Raw genomic sequence first — 23,566 nt, 5'->3', positions numbered from 1 at the left:
GGTTAATCAACACCACACATTGTGTGCCCTCTTGCATCGAACTAAGGCTTGACCATGCGGCATTTGTTTATCTTCCTGCTGGTATTGTTCGCTGGATTCGCCCAGGCCGCACCTGGTAACAATCCTTTCGAGACCAAACCCGATTTCCTCCCGGTGGGCAAAGCCTTCACCTTTACCTCTGAACGCCTGGCTTCCGGCGAAACCCAGTTGTATTGGCAGATTGCCGACGGTTATTACCTGTACCAGCAGCGCATGAAGTTCGACGGCCTGGCCGAAAAGCCGGTGTTGCCGGAAGGCGAATCCCACAGTGACGAGTTCTTCGGTGAGCAGCAAGTCTATCGCCAGGGCCTTGAAGTGAAGATTCCGGCAGGCGCTACCGGCCAGGTCAAGCTCGGCTGGCAAGGCTGCGCCGATGCCGGCCTGTGCTACCCGCCGCAATCGCTCACCGTCGACCTGGGCGGCAACCCCGCCGTCGCTGCCACCAGTGAAGCCCAGGACCAGAGCCTGGCCAGCGGGCTGCAACAACGCAGCCTGGGCTGGAGCCTGCTGGTGTTCTTCGGCCTGGGCCTGTTGCTGGCCTTCGCCCCCTGCTCCTTGCCGATGCTGCCGATCCTCGCCGGGCTGGTAGTCGGCAGCGGCGCCAGCCCGCGGCGCGGGTTTGCCATGGCCACCAGCTACGTGGTGTGCATGGCGCTGATCTATGCCGCGCTGGGCGTGCTGGCCGCCCTGTTGGGCGCCAACCTGGCCGCCTTGTTGCAAACACCGTGGATCCTCGGCAGCTTCGCCGCGCTGTTTGTGATCCTGGCCCTACCGATGTTCGGTTTCTTCGAGCTGCAATTGCCGGCGTTCCTGCGTGATCGCCTGGATAACGCCAGCCGTAAGCAAAACGGCGGCAGCCTGATCGGTGCCGGGGTGCTGGGCGCCTTGTCCGGCCTGCTGGTGGGCCCGTGCATGACCGCGCCCCTGGCTGGCGCCCTGCTGTATATCGCCCAGAGCGGCAACGCCCTGCACGGCGGCTTGATTCTGTTTGCCATGGGCATCGGCATCGGTATACCGCTGTTGTTGCTGGTGACCGTGGGCAATCGCTTCCTGCCCAAACCCGGCACCTGGATGAACGTGCTCAAGGGCATCTTCGGCTTCCTGTTCCTCGCCACGGCGGTGCTGATGATCCGGCCGGTGGTAGGTGAAACCCTGTGGCTTGGTTTGTGGGGTGTGCTGGCGCTGGTCATGGCCTACTGCGGCTGGCGGCTGGCCCGCGATTACGGACGTGTCTCCATGGTCCTGGGCGCCGGCTCACTGGTGCTGGGGCTATGGGGTGGCATGTTGGTGGTGGGCGCGGCCGGAGGCAGCGATGACCTGTGGCAACCACTGAAGGTCTACAGCGGTTCGCGGGGCGCCAGCGCACCGACGGCCCATGACGCCTTCACCACAATCAACAACCCGACCGCACTGCAAAGCCAACTGGACAGCGCCAAGGCCCAGGGCCAATGGGTGCTGCTGGACTACTACGCCGACTGGTGCGTGTCGTGCAAGATCATGGAAAAACAGGTATTCGGCAAACCCGAAGTGCTGACCGCCCTCAAGGACGTGCGCCTGCTGCGCCTGGACGTCACCGCCGACAACGCCGCCAGCCGCGAACTGCTGGGGCGCTACAAGGTGCCGGGGCCACCGAGCTTCGTCTGGATCGCCCCCGACGGTGAGGAGCGCCGCAGCCAGCGCATCACTGGTGAAGTGAACGCCGAGACCTTCCTGCAACGCTGGACCCAGACCCGGGACGCCCTCTGATGCTGACCTTCACCATCGGCACCTTTGCCATCGCATTGAACCATCTGTTGCTGATCAGTGCGCTGATCCTCGCCACACTGGTGGGCTGGCGTGTGGCCAAGCGCGGTGGCGAGAACCCGGAATCGGTACTGTTCAGCCTGTTCCTGCTGGGTATGTTGAGCGCACGCATCAGCTTTGTGCTGATGTACTGGGCGTACTACCGTGACGACCCGCTGCAAATCATCGACCTGCGCGACGGCGGCTTTCTCGCCTGGCCGGGGGGTATCGTGCTGGTGCTCGGTGCGCTGCTGTGGGGCTGGCGTCGCCCGGCCCTGCGCAAACCGTTGAGCGCCGGGGTGATCACCGGGCTCGCATTCTGGGCGCTGACCAGCTTCTCCCTGAACATCTATGAAAAAGGCACGCGCCTGCCGGACATCAGCCTGCGCAACGCCAATGGTGAAACCGTGCAACTGGCCGACTATCAGGGCGGGCCACTGGTGATCAACCTCTGGGCCACCTGGTGCCCGCCGTGCCGACGGGAAATGCCCGTGCTGGAAAACGCCCAGAAACAACGGCCTGACGTGACCTTTCTGTTCGTCAACCAGGCCGAAAGCATGCAAAGCGTCATCACCTACCTGGCCACCCAGGGCCTGAACCTGGACAACGTACTGTTCGACGCCAGTGGCCGCCTCGGCCAGGCCGTAGGCTCCATGGCCTTGCCGACCACGCTGTTTTATCAACCCGACGGACGCCTGATCAACAGTCACCTGGGCGAACTGTCCCAGGCCAGCCTGGCCCGCGCCATGGAACACTTTGAGACCGACGCCACCTCCGCCAAGCCGGCCCCAACAAGGAAACCTCTATGCCCCGCTTCCGCCACCTGCTGACCCTGCTGCCCCTGACCCTCGCCGCCACCCTGGCCCACGCCGAAGAGTGGCCGGCGCCCATCAAGCAAATCGAAGCCAAGGGCGCCAAGATCGTCGGCAGCTTCGACGCGCCGAGCGGCCTCAAGGGCTACGCCGCGCAATACCAGAACCGTGGCATGGCGCTGTACCTCACCGCCGACGGTAAACACGTGATCGCCGGCAACCTGTATGACGAAGGCGGCAACGACCTGAGCACCGCGCCCCTGGAAAAGCTGGTGTACGCACCGATGGCCAAGGAAGTCTGGGCCAAGATGGAACAGAGCAGCTGGATCCAGGACGGCAACAAGGATGCCCCGCGCACCGTCTACCTGTTCAGCGACCCCAACTGCCCGTACTGCAACATGTTCTGGGAACAGGCACGGCCGTGGGTGAAGGCAGGCAAGGTGCAGTTGCGGCACATTATGGTCGGGATTATTCGCGAAGACAGCCCGGGCAAGTCGGCGGCGCTGCTGGCCAGCAAGGACACGCAAAAAGCCCTGCAAGAACATGAAACCGCCGGCAAAGGCAGCAAGCTCAAGGCGCTGGACAAGATTCCTGCCGAGATCCAGGCCAAGCTCGATGCCAATATGCAATTGATGCAAGAGTTGGAGTTGTCGGCGACGCCGGCGATTTTCTATCTGGATGACAAGGGCCAGTTGCAGCAACAGCAAGGGGCGCCGTCGCCGGATAAGTTGGTGAAGATTCTGGGGACGAAGTAACTTGAAAAAGAAAATGCTCCTGCCAAAGGCAGGAGCATTTCTCAGAGTAAAACAGCCTTTCGACTATCCACGCACTCGGATATCAGTGATCGCATAGTCGTTGCCGGATATGCCTGACGGCTCATGACTCCAGATCTCCAGCCGCATTGATGTCGCGCTTGCAACAAACGTCCCCTTCAGCGGTGTCCACCCCATGCTGTAAAAGGTCGTGACCCCCGTAACAACCCCGGAGCTGGTCCTCAGCGACAACCTTGGCATTGGAGCAGCGCCATTGTATGTGCATGCGAGAATGCTGAACTCATAACTTGCGCCGACCTGAAGCCCCGTGAAGTCTTTATAAAGGACGACGCCCACACTAGCAGTACTGGCAGTGCCGTTGGCCACGCAGGTTTTGCCAAAGAACGTGGCGTACCTCATCTCACCAAGGGCTGCTGGCCCGGCACGCCAGTTGTTCCAGTTATTGCCAGTAAACGGGGTGAAGTCATCGAGAGGCGAGCGCACTGTCAGTTGCAATACCGGAAATACCACTGCGGCACTCTCATTAGTGCTGCCATCAGCCGTCACTTTGCAGGTAAAGGCCAGAAGGCTGCCATCTGCCAGTAGATCAAGTTGGGCCCGACTCAAAATATCCGCCAGCCCTGTACTCACTTCGGCGGCAATCACGATTTTGCCCAAATACACATTGATCGTGTAGGAGCCTCCACTTTTCAACGTCCCGACACCCCGCAACCAGACGCATTGCCCGGGCAAGATAAACCACCATGGTTCCACGGTAATGTTGGCGTTCCCGGGGAAGGTGCGCAAATCCAATATGCGGTTAGTCGCCTGCGGCACCACAGGCGTGGGCAAGCGCACCGGCACACTGATCTGCAACGCAAGGGTCTTGGAAGGCGCCAACTTACAGGCGCTGGTGACGGTATAGTTAATCAAGATCGTTTTACCGATGCCACCAATCACCGCCTCACGGGGAATTGGGAAGTCTACGTAACCTGGGTCACTATTACCCGGCTTGGAAGCCAACGGCAGGATCTCACCATTCGGTTTGATCCAGCGCACACTGATCGTGTGATGAGGGCTGATGCGCTCGTACTCCACCCGTACCGTCACACCGTCCCGGCCGTTGTACACCGTCAACTGCGAGCCCACCGCTTCCCGCACCGTAGGCGCCTTGAGTACCAGGTCTTCCTGGACGATACCCAGGGTTAATGCCGGGAATTTCTTTGCACTGGCCTTATCGGACTGACCATTGAAATTCACGGAAAAATGCACTTCGAAAGATCTGCAATCCGCCAGCTTTTGCAGCTCGCTGCGGGGCAACGGAGTGTTAACACCACTGGCCAGCCATTCTGCGGTAACCGGCTCGCCCTCCAGCACCTGGAAGCTGTAGGCAGTGCCATCTTCCAATTCACCTGTCACCCACAGCCAGCAAGGCTGCCCTACCACGATATAAGGCCAGGGAATGACCGTGCAATCGGCATCACCGGAAAAGGTATTGAGGTCCAACGTGCTTGCGGTTGCCTGCTCGACTGCCGGAGTCGGCAGCCTGGTGATATCCAGGATCTTTACTTCCCGTGGCGGTGATTGCCACGGACCGGTACCGCTGTGGCTGACGCTATAGGTCAGCGTGACCGGCAACCCAAAATTGGCACTGATAGCCGAAGGCGGTACCCGAAACTCAAGGCTGGCTTCACCTTCCTGTACGGTGCGGCACTCAAGGACAGGCGAACCCAGCCCCGGGGTGCCAACAAACGCGGGGCAAACGACATCCCCGGCATGCATGCCCTCGTAAGCAATGACGAGATGCGCACCGTCTACGGTGTTGACCGGGCTCACCAGCCAACCATCGGCACCGCAATCCACCGATTCTTTAAGGTGCGGTGGCGGCAAGTCCAGCGCAGGGTCCACTCGCAACAGCGTGGAGGTACGCAGGTGAAAGTCCTGAGCATTAATAGGCAGCGGGTTCTCATGGACCGGATCATCCTGCGCCGGCAGCACCGGCTCAGTGCCGTCCCAAATGACTCCCAAGTGCGCAGTCAGAGCCGAGTAGTCCTGCCGTCTCGACATCCAGCCACGGGACAACCCGAACTCGAAAATATGATCAGTATCTGCTTCAGCGGCCTTCACTAGATGGTCAAAGGCCACCCAGATAAATTGATACGGCACCTGGTGCTGGTCACCCGCGACGGTGACAAACAGGCGCTGCCCAGCCTGAATCATCGGCCATGCCTTGATCCGGATGGTTTCATCGCCCTTAAAAGTGTGCATATCCAGCACGACAGTGGGATCTGTAGGGCTATTGCGCTTGGCGTGCTCAAACACCGGCAATGACTCGCGTAGATCCACTTCCCTGATGTCCTGAATTTCCAACTCCAGGACCAGCGACTCCTGGAGTCGCCCGGCAACGGTGGCCGTGTACCAGATCAATACCGTGTGACCGATGCAGGTACTTACGTGTTGCCAGGGGATGGGCATTTCAATACTGCAGCTGGTGCTGCCAACCTGCACGATGGGCTCAAAGGCAGGTTCATCCTGGCCCTTGATTGCCCAATACAAAGTAATCGGTGTAGCGCCCATGCCCGCAAAGGCAATAGTTGCCGAGGTGCCATCGATTGCGTCGATTGGATACAGCACGCTGTTATTGGCTGCGTACTGAATCGTCGCGTAGGGTAACTCGCGGATGACATCGAAAGGTTGTACCGCAGCGGTTGTTGTATCAAGCGACTGAGCAGTTTTAGGGGATATTTTTTTAACCATGACGAGACCTCCTGTCCCGGGATAGATAACCATCGGCCTCGATCAGAGAGGCCGGCAGACTACGGCTATCTAACGCTTGGAACGCAGGCCCTGCCTACTGTCAGAATTGACAGTTCTGATCGGCAAAAAACAGCTTTCCGACCAACGGACGCTCACCCGCTCATCACCCTGGATGAGCGCCCGCAGCACCTTAAAGCCCCTCCAACTGCGCCATCAAATCACTCAACCGACCCACCTTCTCGGTACTGATGTCATTGGCCGCCAGCCCATCGATGTACCTCGCCAACGCCTCCACCGTGCTGCATTCGAACATTGCCCGCAACGGCACATCCCGTTGCAGGGCCTTCTGCACCCGCGAGGCAATTTGCGTCGCCAGCAGCGAATGCCCGCCCAGCTCGAAGAAGTTGTCCTGCACCCCGACCTGCTCGACGTTCAGCACCTGGGCCCAGATATCCGCCAGGGTTTGCTCAAGTTCGTTGCGCGGCGCCAGGTAGTCCTGGCTGTGCAACTGGCCGATTTCCAGGGCTGGCAAGGCCTTGCGGTCGAGTTTGCCGTTGGCATTGAGTGGCAGACGGTCCAGCCATAACCAATGCAGCGGCACCATGTATTCCGGCAGCTCGGCCCGCAGGCGTTGCTTGATACGGTCCAGGCGCTCATTGGAATTGAGAGCCGCGTCGGTTGCCACCAGATAACCCACCAGATACTTACCGTTAACGCCTTGCTGCACGCCAACGGCGGCGTCGCGGACTTCTGGTTGCTCGTGCAGACGGGCTTCGATTTCGCCCAGTTCGATACGGTAACCACGAATCTTCACTTGATGGTCGATGCGCCCGACGTATTCCAGCACGCCGTCACTGCGCCGCCGCGCCAGGTCGCCGGTGCGATACAACCGCTCGCCAGCCGCACCAAACGGGTTCGGCACAAACACTTGAGCAGTGCGCAATGGATCGCTGACATAGCCGCGACCTACACCGGTGCCAGCCACACACAACTCACCGACGGCGCCTTGGGGCACCAACTCCAGTGCGCCGTCCAACAGGTACAAGCGGTTGTTGTCGGTCGGTGTACCGATCGGCAGATACGTGCCACGGGTCGAAGCCAGGTCGACGCAAAAGAACGCCACGTCATCCGAACATTCCGCCGGTCCATAGGCGTTGACCAGCCCGATATCCGGGTAACGCAGCAGCCATTGGTGGGCCAATTCAGGCTGCATCGCCTCGCCGGTGGGCAGCATCCAGCGCAAACCGTCCAGGCTCATGCGCTCCTGGGCGAGCATGCCCTGGATCAGCGACGGCACGCTTTCCAGCACCGTGATGCCCTGAGCCTGAACATGGGCCAGCAGCCCTTGCGGGTCATGGGCAATGGTATTCGGCACGATATCCACCCGCGCGCCAAACAACGGTGCCGCAAGGAACTGCCAGACCGAGATATCGAAGCTTTGCGAGGCCGTTTGCGCGATTACATCGGCCTCAGTCAGATGCAGATACGGCACCTTGCTCAACTGGTTATTGAGCATGCCGCGCTGCTCGACCATCACGCCCTTCGGCAGTCCGGTCGACCCTGAGGTGTAGATCACATACGCAAGGTTATCCGGGGCACTGTAGACCCCGGGATTGTCCTCTGACCCAAGCACGTCCTCCCAAACCAGCAACTTCGGCCGCCCGACGCAGGCAAACTCCTCCAACAACACCAGCGCCTGTTCACGGCAAGCCTCAGTGCACACCAGCAGCGGCGTGCGGCTCAAGTCGATGATCCGGCTCAGACGCTGGCTCGGCAGCCCCGGGTCCAGCGGCAGGTAACCGGCGCCAGCCTTGAAGCTACCAATGATCATGCCCAGCAAATCGAGGTTACGTTCGGCCAGTAACGCCACCGGTTGATCCAGCCCGACACCCGCCACAATCAGCGCATGACCCAGGCGGTTACTGCGCCGGTTCAGCTCGGCGTAACTCCATTGTTGACCCAGGCAACTGGCGGCGATGCGCTGTGGGTGCTGCGCCACCTGCGCCTCGAACAGCTCGACATAGCTGCGCTCCAGCGGGTAGTCGTGCTCACTCTGGTTACACCCCTCTACCAGGAACTCGCGCTCCTGTTCGCCGATCAGCGGCAGGTCGGCCATGTCGCCATGGAAACCCTGCACCAGCGCCAGCATCAGGCGCTTGAACTCGCCGAGCATGTCTTGCACCGTGGTTTCGTCGAAATAGCGCTGGTCATAGGACAAATGCAGTCCCAGGTCATCACCCGGATAGCACACAGCCGTCAGCGGAAAGTTAGTGTGGGTACGACCCGAATCCGAGGTGGCATTCAAGCTTTGCGCACGGTCCAGCACCGAGACTTCCACCGGGGCGTTTTCAAACACGAACAGGCTGTCGAACAGCGGCTGGCCCTTGGGCAATTCGCTGTGTTCCTGGATCGTTACCAGCGGCAGGTATTCGTACTCACGCAGCTGCATATTGCTGTCGAGCAAACCGCTGAGCCATTGACGCACGCTGCACGGCTGGTCGTCCTCGGGCAACTTGACCCGCAGGGCGATGCTGTTGATAAACAGGCCGACGGTGCGCTGCATCTGCGGCATGTCCACCGGGCGCCCGGCCACGGTGACGCCAAACAGCACGTCGCGATCCCCGCTCAAGCGCCGCAGCACCAAAGCCCATGCCGCCTGGGCGAAGGTGTTGACGGTCAGTTGATGAGCCTGGGCCAACTCCCGCAGTTGCGCACCGTCCCGTGCCTCAAGACGGGTGTAGCAGTCGCCCACCACCATGCCACCGCTGTGGCCCGCGTGCTCGCGCAGGAACGGCCGGTCGCTGGGGATCGGCGTGGTGCGCTCAAAACCTTGCAGGTTCTGCTGCCACCATTGGCGCGCCTCGGCCAGGTTCTGGCGTTGCAGCCAGGCGATGTAGTCGCGATAGCGCGGCGGCATTGCCAGTTGCGCGTCGCGGCCTTCGCCCAACGCCGTGTAAATGTCGAAGAAATCGTTCATCAGCAACGAGCGACACCAGGCATCGATCAGGATGTGGTGGTTGCTCATCATGAACCAGTAACGGGCCTCGCCGACGCAGATCAGCCGCAGATGGAAAGGCGCCTGGTTGAGTAGATCAAAGCCAGCTTCGCGCTCGCTTTTGAGCAGTGCTTGCAGGCGCGGCTCCTGTTCAGTTTGCGGATCATTGCTCCAGTCCAGGTACTCGATGGGCGTATGACCCGGTTTGTGGATCACCTGCAACATATCTTCGCCAACGTTCCAGCAGAACGAGGCGCGCAAGGCTTCATGACGGGCAATCACTGCCTGCCAGGCCAGGGCGAAGCGCTCGGGATTCAGTTCGCTGTTGATGCGGTAACGGTCCTGCATGTAGTAGAGGCCGGTGCCCGGCTCCAGCAGGGTGTGCAACAGCAAGCCTTCCTGCATTGGCGTCAGCGGGTAGACGTCTTCAATAGCGCTGACCGGCACCGGCAGCGCATCGAGTTGCGATTGGGTCAGGTGCGCCAGCGGGAAGTCGGACGGTGTGAGCCCGCCGGCATCGTCCCGCAAGCAATGCTCGATCAAACTCTGCAACTCTGCGAGGTAGGCATCTGCCAATTCGCTGATGGTTTGGCTGTCGTGACGTTCGCGGCTGAAGGTCCAGCGCAGCACCAACTCGCCGCCGTAGACCTGGCTGTCGATGCTCAACTCGTTGGGCAAAGGCGCGTCCGGATCATGGGCCGGGCCTACAGACTCCTCCAGCGGGAGGAACAACGCGTCGCCATCAAAACTCTGGTCGAATTGGCCGAGGTAGTTGAAGGTGATCGCCGCCGTTGGCAAGGCGGTCATGGCCTCGCGGCACAGGTCGTCCGCCAGGTAGCGCAGCACGCCATAACCCAGTCCTTTATGCGGCACTGCACGTAGTTGTTCCTTGATCGCCTTGATCGAGGCGCCCTGTCCGGCGGCCTCTTCGATTTGCACAGGTGTCAGGCGCAAGGGGTAGGCGCTGGTGAACCAGCCAACGCTGCGGGTCAGGTCGATTTCATCAAACAGGGTTTCACGACCGTGACCTTCCAGCTGGATCAGCGCCGATTCATGGCCGCTCCATCGGCACAACACACGGGCCAATGCCGTCAGTAACAGGTCGTTGACCTGGGTGCGATAGGCGCTCGGTGCCTGTTGCAACAATTGCCGGGTGCGCTCGGCATCCAGGCGCACGCTGATGGTCTCGGCGTCGCGGTTGCGCAGCGACCCTTGCGGGCGATCCACTGGCAATTCAACGGCCGGCCCGGCCAACTGCTCCTGCCATAGGTTCAACTCTTCGCGCAGGGATTCGCTGCTGGCGTAGGCCTGCAAACGGGCCGCCCAGTCGCGCAGCGCACTGGTCTTGGCCGGCAGGCTGACGGACTGGCCGTCGCTCAGTTGGCGATAGACGTTTTGCAGATCTTCCAGCAACACCCGCCAGGCCACGCCATCCACCACCAGGTGATGGATCGCGATCAGCAGGCGTTGCTGGCCCAGCGGCCCATCCACCAGCAAGGCGCGTATCAGCGGGCCGTGCTCCAGGTCAAGGCTTCGCTGGGCGTCGGCGAACAGCACAGCGCACTGTTCCATGCCCGGCACTTGAGCCAGCCACAGCACGCCGCCTTCCGGCACCGCCAAGTGTTCGGCGTGCCACTGAGCATCGCGCCGGGTGAAGCTCAGGCGCAGGGCATCGTGATGTTCCAGCACCGCCAGCAGCGCCTGTTCCAGGCGATGGGGGTCGAGGGCCTGCACCGGCGCCAGCAGCAACGCCTGGTTCCAGTGATGGCGGGCCGGGATCTCGGTATCGAAAAACCAATGCTGGATCGGCGTCAAGCCAGAGGCGCCGGTCAACACGCCTTGCTCGGCGCTGATCTGCTCGCATCGGGTAGCGACGGCTGCCAGGGTCTGCACGGTCTGGTGCTGGAACAAATCGCGAGGGCTGAAATGAATCCCCGCCTGACGCGCCCGGCTCACTACCTGGATCGACAGGATCGAGTCCCCGCCCAGCTCGAAGAAGTTGTCGTGCAGCCCAACCTGCTGCACGTTGAGCACCGCGCACCAGATCGCCGCCAGGGTCAGCTCAAGCTCATTGCTCGGCGCCACGTAGTGTTGACGATTGGCCTGTGAGTCCGGCTGCGGCAAGGCGCGGCGGTCGAGCTTGCCGTTGGCGGTCAGTGGCATGCTGCCCAGCACCATCAGGTGCGTCGGCACCATGTAGTCAGGCAGTTGCGCCTTGAGGTGAGCCTTGAGGGATTCGCGCAAGGCGCTGTGATCCGCCTCATCACTGACCAGATAGGCCACAAGGTGTTTGCCGCTTGGGGACTCCAGGGCCAGCACCACGGTTTCACGCACCGCTGGGTGTTCCAGCAGACGGCTTTCGATTTCCCCCAGTTCGATACGAAAACCTCGAATCTTCACTTGATGGTCGATACGCCCCAGATACTCCACCAGGCCATCGGCGCGTTGGCGCACCAGGTCGCCGGTGCGGTAAAGACGTCCACCACTGGCAAACGGATCAGCGACAAAGCGCTCGGCTGTCATGCCCGCACGCTGGTGATAACCCTGTGCCAGACCAGCACCGCCGATGTACAACTCGCCGGTAGCGCCCTGGGGAACCAACGCCAGATCGGCGTCAAAAATATAGGCTACACGCGCACCGATAATGCTGCCGATCGGCACGCTGCCAGCGCCCTCTTCCAGATGCTCCGGGGCGAGGCAGGCCAACGGCATGACCACCGTTTCAGTCGGGCCATAGGCGTTGAAAAATAGCGCCGGCTGGAACGCAGCGCGGATGCGTTGCAGATGCTCGCCGGTCAGCGCTTCGCCGCCGGTGATGCACATGCGCACCGGCAACGTCTGGTTCTGCGTGGCCAGCCATTGCGCCAACTGGCTGCCGTAGCTGGGGGTAAAGCCAAGGATATTGATGCGATGTTGGCGAATCAGCCCGCAGATTTCTTCGGCATCCCACTGGCCCTGGGCGCGCAACACCACCTGCGCCCCGCTGAGTAACGGCACTAACAGGCGCTCAGTCGCGGCGTCAAAGTTGATGGAATAGAAGTGCAGTTCACAGTCATCCGCACGCATGCCAAAACGCTGGATAACCGCCTGGCAATGCATGGCGATTTCACCGTGGGACACCACCACGCCCTTGGGTTTACCAGTGGAGCCGGAGGTGTAGATCAAGTAGGCCTGATGTTGCGCAAGGCTGATGGACGGCAATTCGCTGGCGGGGTAATTGGCCAATTGCGGCAAGTCATCTTCCAGGCACCAGCGGCTGACGCTGGCGGGCAGATCGCCTAGCGCTTCGAACATCGGCGCATCACTGAGCAACAAGCCAATGCCGCTGTCTTCGATCATGTAGTGCAGGCGGTCCAGCGGGTATTCCGGGTCCAGAGGCACATAGGCGCCGCCGGCCTTGAGAATCGCCAGCAGGCCGATGACCATTTCCAGGGAACGCGGCAGCGCCAGGCCAACCCGCACCTGCGGGCCGACACCGCGCTCGCGAAGCATCCAGGCCAGGCGATTGGCGCGGCCGTCCAACTCGGCGTAGCTCAAGGTTTGATCGGCAAAGGTCAGCGCTGGCGCATCGCCGCGGGCCTGAGCCTGTGCGCAGAACAGGTGGTGAATACATTGATCAAGGCGATGTTCACCGGCTTCAATACCAAGGCTGTCTTGCAGGGCGCGTTGCTCATCGGCTTGCAGCAGCGCCAACTCACTCAGGCGCTGCTGAGGAGCGGCAATCAAGGCTTCCAGCAAGTTACGCCAATGCTCGGCCATGCGCGCAATGCGCGGCTCGTCGAACAGGTCGGTGCTGTAGGTCAGGCAGCAACCCAGGCGATGGTCGAGGTCGGTGACTTCCAGGTTGAGGTCGAACTTGGTGGCGCGGGCGTCGTTGGCCAGGTACTCGACGGTCATTGCGGCCAGTTGGCGACTTTGCTGGAACTCCCAGCGCTGCACGTTGCACATCACCTGGAACAGCGGGTTGTACGCCGCACTGCGGGGAGGTTGCAGGGCTTCCACCAGATGGTCGAACGGCAAGTCCTGGTGGGATTGCCCTTCGATCACAGTGTGGCGCACTTGCTCGAACAGCTCGCCGACGCGCATCTGCCCATTGAGTTGGCAACGCAGCACCTGAGTGTTGAGGAACGCACCGATCAGCCCTTCACTTTCCGGACGAATGCGGTTGGCCACCGGCGCGCCAATGCGCAGGTCGGTCTGGCCACTGTAGCGGTAGAGCAACACGGCGAGGGTGGCGGTCATGGTCATGAACAGGGTCAGGCCACGCTCGGCGTTGAAACTGCGCACGCGGGCGGCAAGGTCATCACTGAGGTCGAAACGGTACAGCTCGCCTTGATGACTTTGCACTGGCGGCCGTGGTCGGTCGCTGGGCAGCTCCAACAGCGGATGTTCAGTGCCCAATTGCGCGGTCCAGTAATCCAGCTGGTGTTGGCGCTCGCCGGACTCCAGCCACTGGCGCTGCCACACACTGTAATCCAGGTACTGCACCGGCAGCGATTCCAGGGGTGATTCGCGCTCGTCGATAAAGGCTTCATAAAGCGCACTGAGTTCACGGGCAAAGATGTCCATGGCCCAGCCTTCGGTGACGATATGGTGCAGGGTCAGCACCAGGTAGTGTTCCTGCTCGCCGGCCTTGACCAAACAGGCGCGCAGTAGCGGACCGGTTTCCAGATCGAACGGCGTGTGGGCTTCGCCGTCGGCCAATTGCTGCAAGCGTTGCTGACGGGTTTGCTCATCCAGCACGGAAAAATCCTGCCAGTCCATGCGCACGTCGGTTTGCGCCGCGACTTTCTGCTGCGCCACGCCATTGATGCTCGGAAAGGTGGTACGCAGAGTTTCGTGACGCATGATCAAGGCCTGCAAGGCTGCCTCGAAGCGCCCGACATCCAGCACCCCGCACAGCCGCGCCATACCGCCGACGTTGTAGGCCGGGCTGTCCGGCTCCATCTGCCAGAGGAACCACATGCGCTGCTGGGAATAGGACAACGGTACCGGCTGGCTGCGGTCGACTTTGGTGATCGCTGTCTGTTGATTGCGTTGCCCCGAGGCCTGGATCAAACGTACTTGTTCGGCGAAATCGCCCAGCTCACTGGCTTCGAACAAGGTGCGCAACGGCAGCTCGACGTCGCAGGCCTGGCGGGTGCGGGAGATGATCTGCGTGGCCAGCAGCGAATGGCCGCCCAATGCGAAGAAATCATCCAGCAGGCCGATACGCGGCAGGCCCAGCACTTCGCGCCAGATGGCGGCGATTTGCTGTTCCAACGGTGTTTGCGGCTCGACGTGCTCACGCACTTGCCAGACGGGTTGCGGCAACGCACGGCGGTCGACTTTACCGCTGGGGCTTAGGGGCATGGCGTCCAGGCGCATCAGTTGCGCCGGGACCATATATTCCGGCAACTCGGCAGCCAAAGCTGCCTTCACGTCCTGTTCATCCAGCGGTTGGCTGGCCATGTAGTAGCCGATCAACTGCGCACCGCCAGCCGTTTCCCGCACCAGCACCACGGCCTGGGCGATGCCGCCCAAGGCCAGCAGGCGGGCCTCGATTTCTTCCGGTTCAACGCGAAAACCGCGCAGCTTGACCTGCTGATCCAAGCGACCGAGGTATTCCAGCACGCCGTCGGTGCCCCAGCGCACACGGTCACCGGTGCGGTACAGGCGTGCGCCCTCTTCTCCCAACGGGTCGGCGACAAAGCGTTCTGCCGTCAGCCCGGCACGGCCGAGATAACCACGGGCCAGACCCACTCCGCCGATGCACAACTCACCCGGCACACCCACCGGCAGCGAATTGAGCTGGTCATCCAGTACCCGGCAAATCACATTGCCCAATGGCCGGCCAATCGGCGAACGCTCACCATCTTCGGCGCGGCAGTGCCAGTGGGTGACGTTGATCGCAGTTTCGGTCGGGCCATAACGGTTATGCAGTTGCACCGCCGGCAATTGCGCCAACACCCGATTGCGCAGCTGCGCGGGCAAGGCTTCGCCACCGGAGAACAGCCGACGCAAGCTGGTGCATTCGCCCGCCTGCGGCTCATCGACAAACAGCTGCAACAGCGGCGGCACGAAGTGCAGCGTGGTCACGCCATGCTCCTGCACCAACTGCGCGATGCGATGAGGATCACGATGCTCGCCGGGGCCGGCCAGTACCAGGCGGCAGCCGGTGATCAACGGCCAGAAACACTCCCACACCGAGACGTCGAAACTGATGGGCGCCTTTTGCATCAGTACATCGGTTTCGTCGAGTTGATACGTGGCCTGCATCCACTGCAAACGCTCGGCCAGGGCAGCATGGGTGTTGCCCACGCACTTGGGCTGGCCGGTGGAGCCGGAGGTGTAGATCACGTAGGCGAGGTTGTCGCCATTGAGGTGCAGGCCAGGCGCGTGACTCGGCCAGCTGTCGAGCTTGAGGCTGTCCATGGCGATGACGCAGACGCCCTCGGCCACAGGCAGTTGTTCCAGCAAGTGGGTTTGCGTGAGCAGCAGTTGCACGCCGCTGTCCTTGAGCATGTACGCCAGGCGCTCGGCCGGGTAATCCGGGTCCAGCGGCACGTAGGCGCCGCCGGCCTTGAGGATCGCCAGCAGGCCGATCAGCAGTTGCGGCGAGCGCTCGGCGGCAATCGCCACACACACGTCGGGGCCGACGCCTTTGTCGCGCAGGTAATGGGCAAGGTGGTTGGCCTGGGTGTGCAACTGGGAAAAGGTCAGGCTGGCGTCCTGCCACACCAGCGCGGTGCGCTCCGAAGTGTGTTGGTTGAGTTGCTCCAGTAGCAGGCGTTGCGCTGGCAGGCACGGCGCCTCACTCCATTGGCGTTGCTGCTCGTGCTCGTCGGCATTGAGTAATGTCAGGTCACCAATGGCCTGTTGCGGTTGTTCGCACACCGCTTGCAGCAAGTTGACGAAGTGTTCGGCCAGCCGCTGGATCGTGGCGCTATCGAACAGTTCATCGGCGTAGTCGAAGGACAGGCTCAAGCGCCCGTTGCGGTCTTCTTCGCTGTGCAGTTGCAGGTCGAACTTGGCTTCGCGGCTGTGCCACGGCAGTTCCTCGGCGAGCAGGCCAGGTAAACGGCGCAAGGCACTGAGGTCGCGTTGCTGGTGGTTGAACATGACCTGGAACAGACCTTGTTCGCGGGCTTGCGGGAACACTTCCAGCAGTTGCTCGAACGGCAGCTCCTGATGCGCCTGGGCGCCCAGGGCGGCATGACGGGTTGCCGCCAGCAGCTCGCTGAACGGCAGACGCGCGTCCAGCTCGGCGCGCAGCACAAGGGTGTTGATAAAGAAGCCGATCAGGCCTTGGGTTTCCTGGCGCCCACGGTTGGCGTTGGGCACGCCGATGCGGATGTCCCGCTGGCCGCTGTAGCGGTGCAGCAGGCTCTGGAATGCCGCCAGCAACAGCATGAACGGCGTGGATTCATGGGCCTGGGCGGTCTGGCGAATAGCTTCGCCCAGGCTCGCGCCCAACCGCACACTGTGGCGTGATGCGCTGCGATGCTGTTGGGCCGAGCGCGGATGATCTGTGGCCAGGCTCAAGGTCGGGTGCTCGTCGCCCAACTGTTCCTTCCAATAGGCCAACTGCCGCTGACCTTCGCCCTCGACCAGCCATTGGCGCTGCCAGCTACCGTAGTCGGCGTACTGCAAGGCCAGGACCGGAAGTTCGATGGTTTGCCCCTGAGACGCGGCAGCATACAGGCGTGAGAATTCGTCGATCAGCACGTTGAGCGACCAGCCGTCAGCGATGATGTGGTGCATCGTCACCAGCAGTTGGTGGTCTTCATCGTCGAGGCGCACCAAGGTCACCCACAGCAGCGGACCTTTCTCCAGATCGAACTGGGTACGGGCTTCGTCTTCGCGGATTTGCTGGGCGCGGGCTTCGCGCTCAAAGGCAGGCAGGTCGCTGAGGTCGATGACTTGCAGCTCGAAAGCCGTGGTGGCGTCGACCCGTTGGAACGCCTGGCCGTCACGTTCAAAGAAGCGCGTGCGCAGGGCTTCGTGGCGCTGGATCAACTGCTGAAAGCTGGCGCGTACCGCGTCTTCATCCAACGCCCCGCGCAAGCGCAAGGCGCCGGGAATCGTATAGGCGCTGCTCTGCGGGTCCAGTTGCCAGGTGATCCACAGGCGGTTTTGCGCAAGAGATTGCGGCAGGTCGTCCTGGCGCGACAACGCATGGATCGAGCCTTGGGCCACGCCGCCGTCCTGTTGCAACTGCGCAACACTGGCAGCGAAGGTGGCGAGGGTCGGCGCTTCGAACAGCAGGCGCAGGTTCAATTCCAGGCCCAGGCTTTCCCGCAGGCGGGCGACCACCTGGGTGGCGCTGATGGAGTTGCCGCCCAGCAGGAAGAAGTGATCGTCGGCGCCAACCTGAGCCACCTGTAACTGTTCGCACCAGATGGCGGCAATGCGGCCTTGCAACTCGGATTCCAGGCGGGCGCTATCGCTTGTTTGCGCGTGCAACTGCGGGAACTGCGGGAACTGCGCGTAGCTGTCGAGGCTGCCATCGGCCAGACGATTACGGCAGGCGGACCGCTGGACTTTGCCGCTGGAGGTTTTCGGCAACGCGCCGGGGTTGAGCAATACCACTACGCACGGCGCTTGCTGATAGGCCTCGGCCACGGCTTGGCGGATGACCTTGATCAGCGCTTCAGGCGCCAGGATTTTTTGCACGCTACGGCTGATTTCGGCGGCAATGCCGATGCCTTCCAGGCCCTGGTCATTGACCGCAAAAGCGGCGACCCGGCCCTTGCGCACCACTTCCACTTCGCGCTCGATGGTTTGTTCAATGTCCTGGGGATAGAGGTTGTGGCCACGCACGATTAGCAGGTCTTTCAAGCGACCGGTGATGAACACCTCGCCATCGCGGATAAAGCCCAGGTCGCCGGTACGCAGCCAGGTGCGGCCGGCGTGCTGGACGAAGGTCTCGGCGGTGGCCTCGGGGTTGCGCCAGTAGCCGTGGGCAATGCTCGGGCCAGCGGCCCAGATTTCGCCGACGGCATTGTCGGCCAGTTCCGCCAGGGTACGCGGGTCGGCAATCAGCACCGCGTGTTCGGGCTGGCTGGTGCCGCAACTCATGATCGCGCAGCCAGGCCCCGGCTCGGCGCGGTTGGCGGCCAACGCCTGTTCGTCCAGGCGCAAGGCCGGGATGCCTTGGCCACGAGTGCTGCCAGCGACAAACAGAGTCGCTTCGGCCAGGCCATAGGAAGCGAAGAAATTATTCGGGGTAAAACCGCAGGGCGCGAACTTCTCGGCGAAACGTTCCAGGGTGTCCAGGCGGATCGGCTCGGAGCCGGAATAGGCCACACGCCATTTGCTCAAGTCCAGGCGTTCCAGGGCCGAATCGCTGACCCGCTCGCTGCACAAGCGGTAGGCAAAATCCGGCCCGCCACTGATAGTGCCGCCGTACTCGCTGATCGCTTCCAGCCAGCGCAAGGGCCGGCCGAGGAAATAGGCCGGCGACATCAACACGCAGGGCACACCGCTGAAGATCGGTTGCAGCAGGCCGCCAATCAGGCCCATGTCGTGATACAGCGGCAGCCAACTGACGATCACATCGTCGGGATTGAGATCAATGCCAAAACCGCGACGAATCAGCAGTTCGTTGGCCATCAGGTTGCCATGGGTAACTTGCACGCCCTTGGGCAGCGCCGTGGAGCCGGAGGTGTATTGCAGGAAGGCGATGTCATCGCCTGCCAGGTTCGGGGCGATCCAGCGGTCAGCGATCCCGCTATCCAAATCATCGACACACAGCAACGACGGTGCTGCATTTATCTGCGCCAACGAATCGCGCAGGCCCGTGGTGGTCAGCAACAACCGTGGCTCAGCGTCAGCAATGATCGACAGCAGCCGCTCCTGGTGATGACGACGTGTGGACTCCGGCGGATAGGCCGGCACCGCGATCACCCCAGCGTACAGGCAGCCGAAAAACGCCGCGACATAATCCGCACCGCTGGGGAACAACAGCACCGCACGGTCGCCCTGGCCCGCCGTGGCCTGCAAGGCGGCGGCGATGGTGCGGGCACGCAGGTCCAGGTCGCGGTAACTGAGGACGACGTTTTGCTCGGCGGACTCGGCCAGAAAACGCAGGGCCAGTTGATCCGGGGTCTGCGCGGCACGATGCTGGAGGGACTGGACCAGTGTACGAGGAAGTTCGAAGGCGTCCATCATGGGGTTCCTGCCTGAAATCGGCTTACGGGGAAATCGAGGGAATGTGTGGCCAGGGAGGCAATGGCTTTTTCAGCCGGTCGCCTGGGCCAAATGCCGCGCCGCGCCATGGCGCCAGCGGGCCAAGTGTTCGTCGGCATAACGCCTGAGGCAGCGCAACACGCTGTCTTGCTGCTGCACGAGGAAGAAGTGATGGCCGTCGAACATGTCCAGGGAAAAACCGGTGGAGGTGTCTTCCTGCCAGTCCAGCAGTTGCTCGGCACGCACGCTGTCCTGTTTGCCGCCAAACACATGGATCGGCATCAACAACGGCTCGCGCTCGCCGTACTGGAAACTGCCACAGAGGAGAAAGTCGGCCCGCAGGATCGGCAGCATCAACTGCATCAGCTCGTGGTTGGCGAGGACGTCTTCTGCCGTGCCCTTGAGTTCACGCAAGCGGGCGATCAGTTCTTCGTCGGTTTTCTCGACGGCGTATTCGCTGACATCGCGATGGGCCGGGCCAGCAGTACCGGACGCAAACAGCGCCAGCGGCTGTGGCAACCCACGCATGCGCAGGGCATGGGCCAACTCGAACGCCAGCAGGCCGCCGAGGCTGTGGCCAAACAAGGCGTAGGGGCCATCGAGTTCGGTGCTGATTTCATCGGCCAGTTGCGCGGCCAGGGCCTTGATATCGCGTTGCAACGGCTCATCCATGCGCATGCCGCGACCTGGCAGCTCCAGCGGACAAACCTGCAACCAATCCGGCAATGCCCTGCGCCAGCGGCTGTAGACCATGGCGCTGGCGCCTGAATAAGGCAGGCAAAACAGGCGCAATCGACTCGGCGTGCTCATTTCAGACCACCCCTACCTGGAACACGCTGTTCTCAAGACACGAACCCATTTTGTCCTCCTGCGGGTGCTAATCCTTGGCCGGTTTGTTAACTGGCCTGTCACCCATGAGAACGGATGGCGCCTGCAAATAATTAGTCCTCGGGGGGGCAAGCGAGACGCGGTTCACACCTCACAACAAGGCACAGGATTAGTTCGTCTTCTCATTTGACAATCATTATCATTAAGCATAATTTGTTGCCCGATGTGTAGGAGGACTCAGCACGGACGCCCTCCACTAACCTTATTTGCAGCAAGGTGATTTCCATGACGGAACAAGTATCCACAAGCAGGTGCGACTCACCGCTACTCCAGGCCTTTGTCGACAACCGGCTGATTCTGGTCAAGATCGCAGCACGTATCACCGGCTGCCGCTCCCGTGCTGAAGACGTGGTGCAAGACGCCTACTTCAGGCTGCAATCAGCGCCACAGATCACTTCTTCGTTCAAGGCTCAACTCAGTTACCTGTTCCAGATCGTGCGCAACCTGGCCATCGACCACTACCGTAAACAGGCCCTGGAACTGAAATACTCCGGGCCTGAAGAGGAAGGTTTGAATGTGGTGATTCACGGCGCTTCACCGGAAACCTCCCACATCAATTTCTCCACCCTGGAAAACATCGCCGACGCATTGACCGAACTGCCCAAGCGCACTCGCTACGCGTTCGAGATGTACCGCCTGCACGGGGTGCCGCAAAAAGACATCGCCAAGGAACTGGGGGTTTCGCCGACGCTGGTGAACTTTATGATTCGCGATGCGCTGGTGCATTGCCGCAAAGTTTCGGGCACTCATAGCGATACGTTTGCGCGGCGGGTCTGACAACCCTTGGGGGAGCTGAAAGAACCGGTTCAATGTGTTTGGGTTCGGCTGGGCTGGGTGCATATCCGTTATTTTGGTCGGGGCGGCTTAGGGTTACGCCCTTACGGCGTGTCACTTTGCAAAAGCGGCAAAGTAACCAAAGCGCTCTTGCCCCACCACTTGGTGCCTCGCTGTGGCTCGGCATGCCTTCTCTGCGGCATTGCACCGTGGGCCGCCGCGATGGGCCATCCTTGGCCCAGCGCGGCTAAACCGGCGTCCTGCCGGTTTACCCACGGATCAATGCCTGCGTTCAGCCATCGTGGTTTAACGGGGCGCCTAAGATCAAAAGCAAAAGCACGGCGGCCTGGTAGCCGACCTGAGTGGTGAAAATGTAGGAGCGAGCTTGCTCGCGATGGTCGTTAACGATGACACGGGCTTCCTGGATGAACGCGGCGCCCTCAGGTTCTTCGCGAGCAAGCTCGCTCCTACAGAAAAACGGATGGCTCTTGATCTGCCTGCCCATAAAACCAGAGGCCGAACGTAGGTGTTGCGCCGAGAGGTAGGGCAGGAGCGCTTTGGTTACTTTCGTCTGGGCCGGCATTCCGGCTTTTCGAAAGTGACACGCCGTAAGGGCGTAACCCTAAGTAGCCGTTACCGCAGCAACGGATATGTACACGGCAAGCCCCCGCCTCAAACCAACCCGCATCGATCAAAAAACCGCTCACGCCCCAGAATCATCAGCACCGCGCGCTTGTGGGGAAAGTCGAATTCCTTCTCGCAGTGGAAACACTGGTTCTGCATATGGCTGATCATCTTCGCGTTATCGGCGCGAGGCTCGGCCACCACCCGCTGGGTGCGTGGGTCATCAAGAAACAGGTAATGCACCAGCGCCGACAACCAACTGGCAACCTTGTGCGGCCCACGGTGATGCTCCTCTCCAACCAGCATATGAATGCCCCGATCGTAATCGGCAACGTCATAGAACGGCGCAATGCGATCTTCCTTGGCCCAATAGGCCTCGAAATAGGCAAACGGCTCATCGTCGAAACAGCCCATCAGCGTCAGGGTATGAGGGTCGGCATCAAGCTTGGCCAGGTACTCTCGGTGCTGCTCCAGGCTGCCGCTTTCCTCCCAGAAATTCGCCACTCGCGTGCTGTTCTGCCAGCGATTGAAGCGGGTCAGGTCAACGTCGATCTCCACCGTACGCAATGACACCCAGGCGCCCAGGCACGTATCGAAACGTCGATAGACTTCACCGCGAGGCTTGGGCGCACGGGCGGGATGACGCTTGCCGGCACTGATGATCATTTGCTGCGCATAGCCGCCACTGAAGGGCTGGCCCAGCCAGGGTTGCGGCAATTGCCAGAACAGGGTGCGCTCGCAGTGGAATTGGCCTGCCGCCTCAGTGGCCACCAGCAAACCGCTGCACAAGGCGTCGTCGGGTGCGTGCTCAAGGTGCCAGGTCAGGCGCTGACGCAACGGTTCCTTGGCAAACAGCCAGTAACACGCTGCCCACAAGGCACGTACCGAAGGCACCTCACTCGGTATTTGCAGGTGAAGATGCAGCGCATCGCCCCGCTCCAGTCGCAGACGGATCAGCGGCTGGCCTTCCAGGGTCAGGATCAGCCGGCTATCGGTTTCATCTGCATTCAGGGCGGGCCCTGTCGGTAGCGGCAGGACAGACAAGTCATTGAGATTGGACATGGAGAGGGCTCACGGTAATCGTCGACAGTTAGACGAAGTGACGTGAGCCGGCAGGAAAAATTTAAGCCTATCTTGCGCAGGTCATGGCGTAGCAGGCACGGACAGGACGTCGATCCGGTAAGGTTCGAAGATTTTCAGCAGCTCGCCGCTGTCCCGCAAGCCCTTGAGCAACTCGGAAAACTCCGCGCCACTGATAGGCGCCTTGGGCCGCAACAACGCGTAGTGGTGATACACCTGATCAGTCCGCTCGGACACCAGGAACTGCCCAGCCGTATCAGCATTGCGCACTAAAAAATCGCTGAGGTAGGAACGGGTCACCAAGGCGATGTCGGCGCGGCCACGGGTGACCATCAGCAGGTTGCTGTCGTGGGAATAGGTCAGCGTGGCGTTGAACTTCTCGGCCATGTATTTGGGGTCAGCGTTGAAGTTGGCAAAGGCGTAGTGATAACCGCTGAACACCGCAAGGCGCTTGTCGTTCAAGTCGGTGAAGTACGACTGGTCACGACCGGGTTCACGCTGGGCGACGAATATTTCCGCGTCTTCCAGGCCCATGTCGACAGTGGTGTGGGCGATGTTCTGCCAGCCCCATTGCGGGTTCTCGAAGATCGCCATGTCGATCCGGCCTTGCTGCAAGTCACGAAAACGCCGGGGAATCGAAGTGGGCACCAACACAAACTGATAGTCGGTTTGCGCACGGTTCAAGGCTTCCACCAGTTGCGGCAGCAAGCCGGTGTCGGCGCCCTGCTCCGGGTGCACGGTGTAAGGCGGAAAATGCACGGCACCGATCCTCACCAGTTGGGCGGCCGAAGCAGGCATCAGCCACAGTGTGCCAAGCGCCAATAGTGTAAGTCCCGCAGCCAGCCGCAATGGCGAAAACATCAAGGCACGCACCGTTCAAAACTTTGATCGCG

At 61.4% G+C, this 23,566-nt stretch carries 9 protein-coding genes and 1 pseudogene; 5 read left to right on the top strand and 5 right to left on the bottom strand.

Annotated elements, in window-relative coordinates; genetic code table 11:
* The first annotated feature begins 54 nt into the window (after positions 1-54).
* Genes dsbD through dsbG form a run of 3 tightly spaced genes read left to right on the top strand, consistent with a single transcriptional unit; the run spans position 55 to position 3,388 of the window.
* The gene (gene dsbD / locus AAEZ06_RS05880) at positions 55-1,785 is read left to right on the top strand and encodes a protein-disulfide reductase DsbD (RefSeq protein ID WP_149414699.1); all 1,731 of its coding nucleotides are present in this window, start codon (positions 55-57) and stop codon (positions 1,783-1,785) included.
* A complete protein-coding gene (locus tag AAEZ06_RS05875; protein WP_149414698.1) occupies positions 1,785-2,651 on the top strand; it encodes a TlpA disulfide reductase family protein in 867 nt (288 codons plus the stop codon). The genes dsbD and AAEZ06_RS05875 overlap by 1 nt, the downstream gene beginning before the upstream one ends.
* Entirely contained in the window at positions 2,627-3,388 is a 762-nt protein-coding gene (gene dsbG / locus AAEZ06_RS05870; RefSeq protein ID WP_149414697.1) for a thiol:disulfide interchange protein DsbG, read from the top strand. Before AAEZ06_RS05875 ends, dsbG begins: the two co-directional genes overlap by 25 nt.
* 63 nt (positions 3,389-3,451) lie before the next feature.
* On the opposite strand, the gene AAEZ06_RS05865 is transcribed toward dsbG, so the two are convergent.
* From AAEZ06_RS05865 to AAEZ06_RS05855, 3 genes are all read right to left on the bottom strand, one after another.
* Positions 3,452-6,175, bottom strand: coding sequence for a hypothetical protein (locus AAEZ06_RS05865; RefSeq protein ID WP_350613392.1), 2,724 nt, complete (start codon positions 6,173-6,175; stop codon positions 3,452-3,454).
* 157 nt (positions 6,176-6,332) lie between these two features.
* Positions 6,333-19,289, bottom strand: a complete 12,957-nt coding sequence (locus tag AAEZ06_RS05860; RefSeq protein ID WP_350613390.1) for a non-ribosomal peptide synthetase — start codon at positions 19,287-19,289, stop codon at positions 6,333-6,335.
* Positions 19,290-19,358: 69 nt separating this feature from the next.
* The gene (locus AAEZ06_RS05855) at positions 19,359-20,117 is read right to left on the bottom strand and encodes a thioesterase II family protein (RefSeq protein WP_350613388.1); all 759 of its coding nucleotides are present in this window, start codon (positions 20,115-20,117) and stop codon (positions 19,359-19,361) included.
* A 303-nt stretch (positions 20,118-20,420) separates the two neighbouring features.
* Between AAEZ06_RS05855 and AAEZ06_RS05850 the strand changes: the two genes are divergently transcribed.
* Both AAEZ06_RS05850 and AAEZ06_RS05845 read left to right on the top strand, forming a co-directional pair.
* Complete coding sequence (locus tag AAEZ06_RS05850) at positions 20,421-20,972, top strand: RNA polymerase factor sigma-70 (protein WP_133098807.1); 552 nt, start codon at positions 20,421-20,423, stop codon at positions 20,970-20,972.
* A 391-nt stretch (positions 20,973-21,363) separates the two neighbouring features.
* Positions 21,364-21,468: pseudogene (locus tag AAEZ06_RS05845) on the top strand (outer membrane lipoprotein carrier protein LolA); the annotation flags it as partial.
* A gap of 173 nt (positions 21,469-21,641) precedes the next feature.
* On the opposite strand, the gene AAEZ06_RS05840 reads toward AAEZ06_RS05845, so the two are convergent.
* Complete coding sequence (locus tag AAEZ06_RS05840; protein ID WP_350613386.1) at positions 21,642-22,655, bottom strand: GNAT family N-acetyltransferase; 1,014 nt, start codon at positions 22,653-22,655, stop codon at positions 21,642-21,644.
* Positions 22,656-22,736: 81 nt separating this feature from the next.
* On the bottom strand, positions 22,737-23,534 hold the full coding sequence (locus AAEZ06_RS05835) for a substrate-binding periplasmic protein (RefSeq protein WP_350613384.1): 798 nt from the start codon (positions 23,532-23,534) through the stop codon (positions 22,737-22,739).
* Positions 23,535-23,566 lie beyond the last annotated feature (32 nt).

Origin of the sequence: Pseudomonas sp. HY7a-MNA-CIBAN-0227 (genome assembly GCF_040310325.1) — a bacterium.
GTDB lineage: Bacteria > Pseudomonadota > Gammaproteobacteria > Pseudomonadales > Pseudomonadaceae > Aquipseudomonas.
This window is presented reverse-complemented; position numbering and strand designations above follow the sequence as displayed.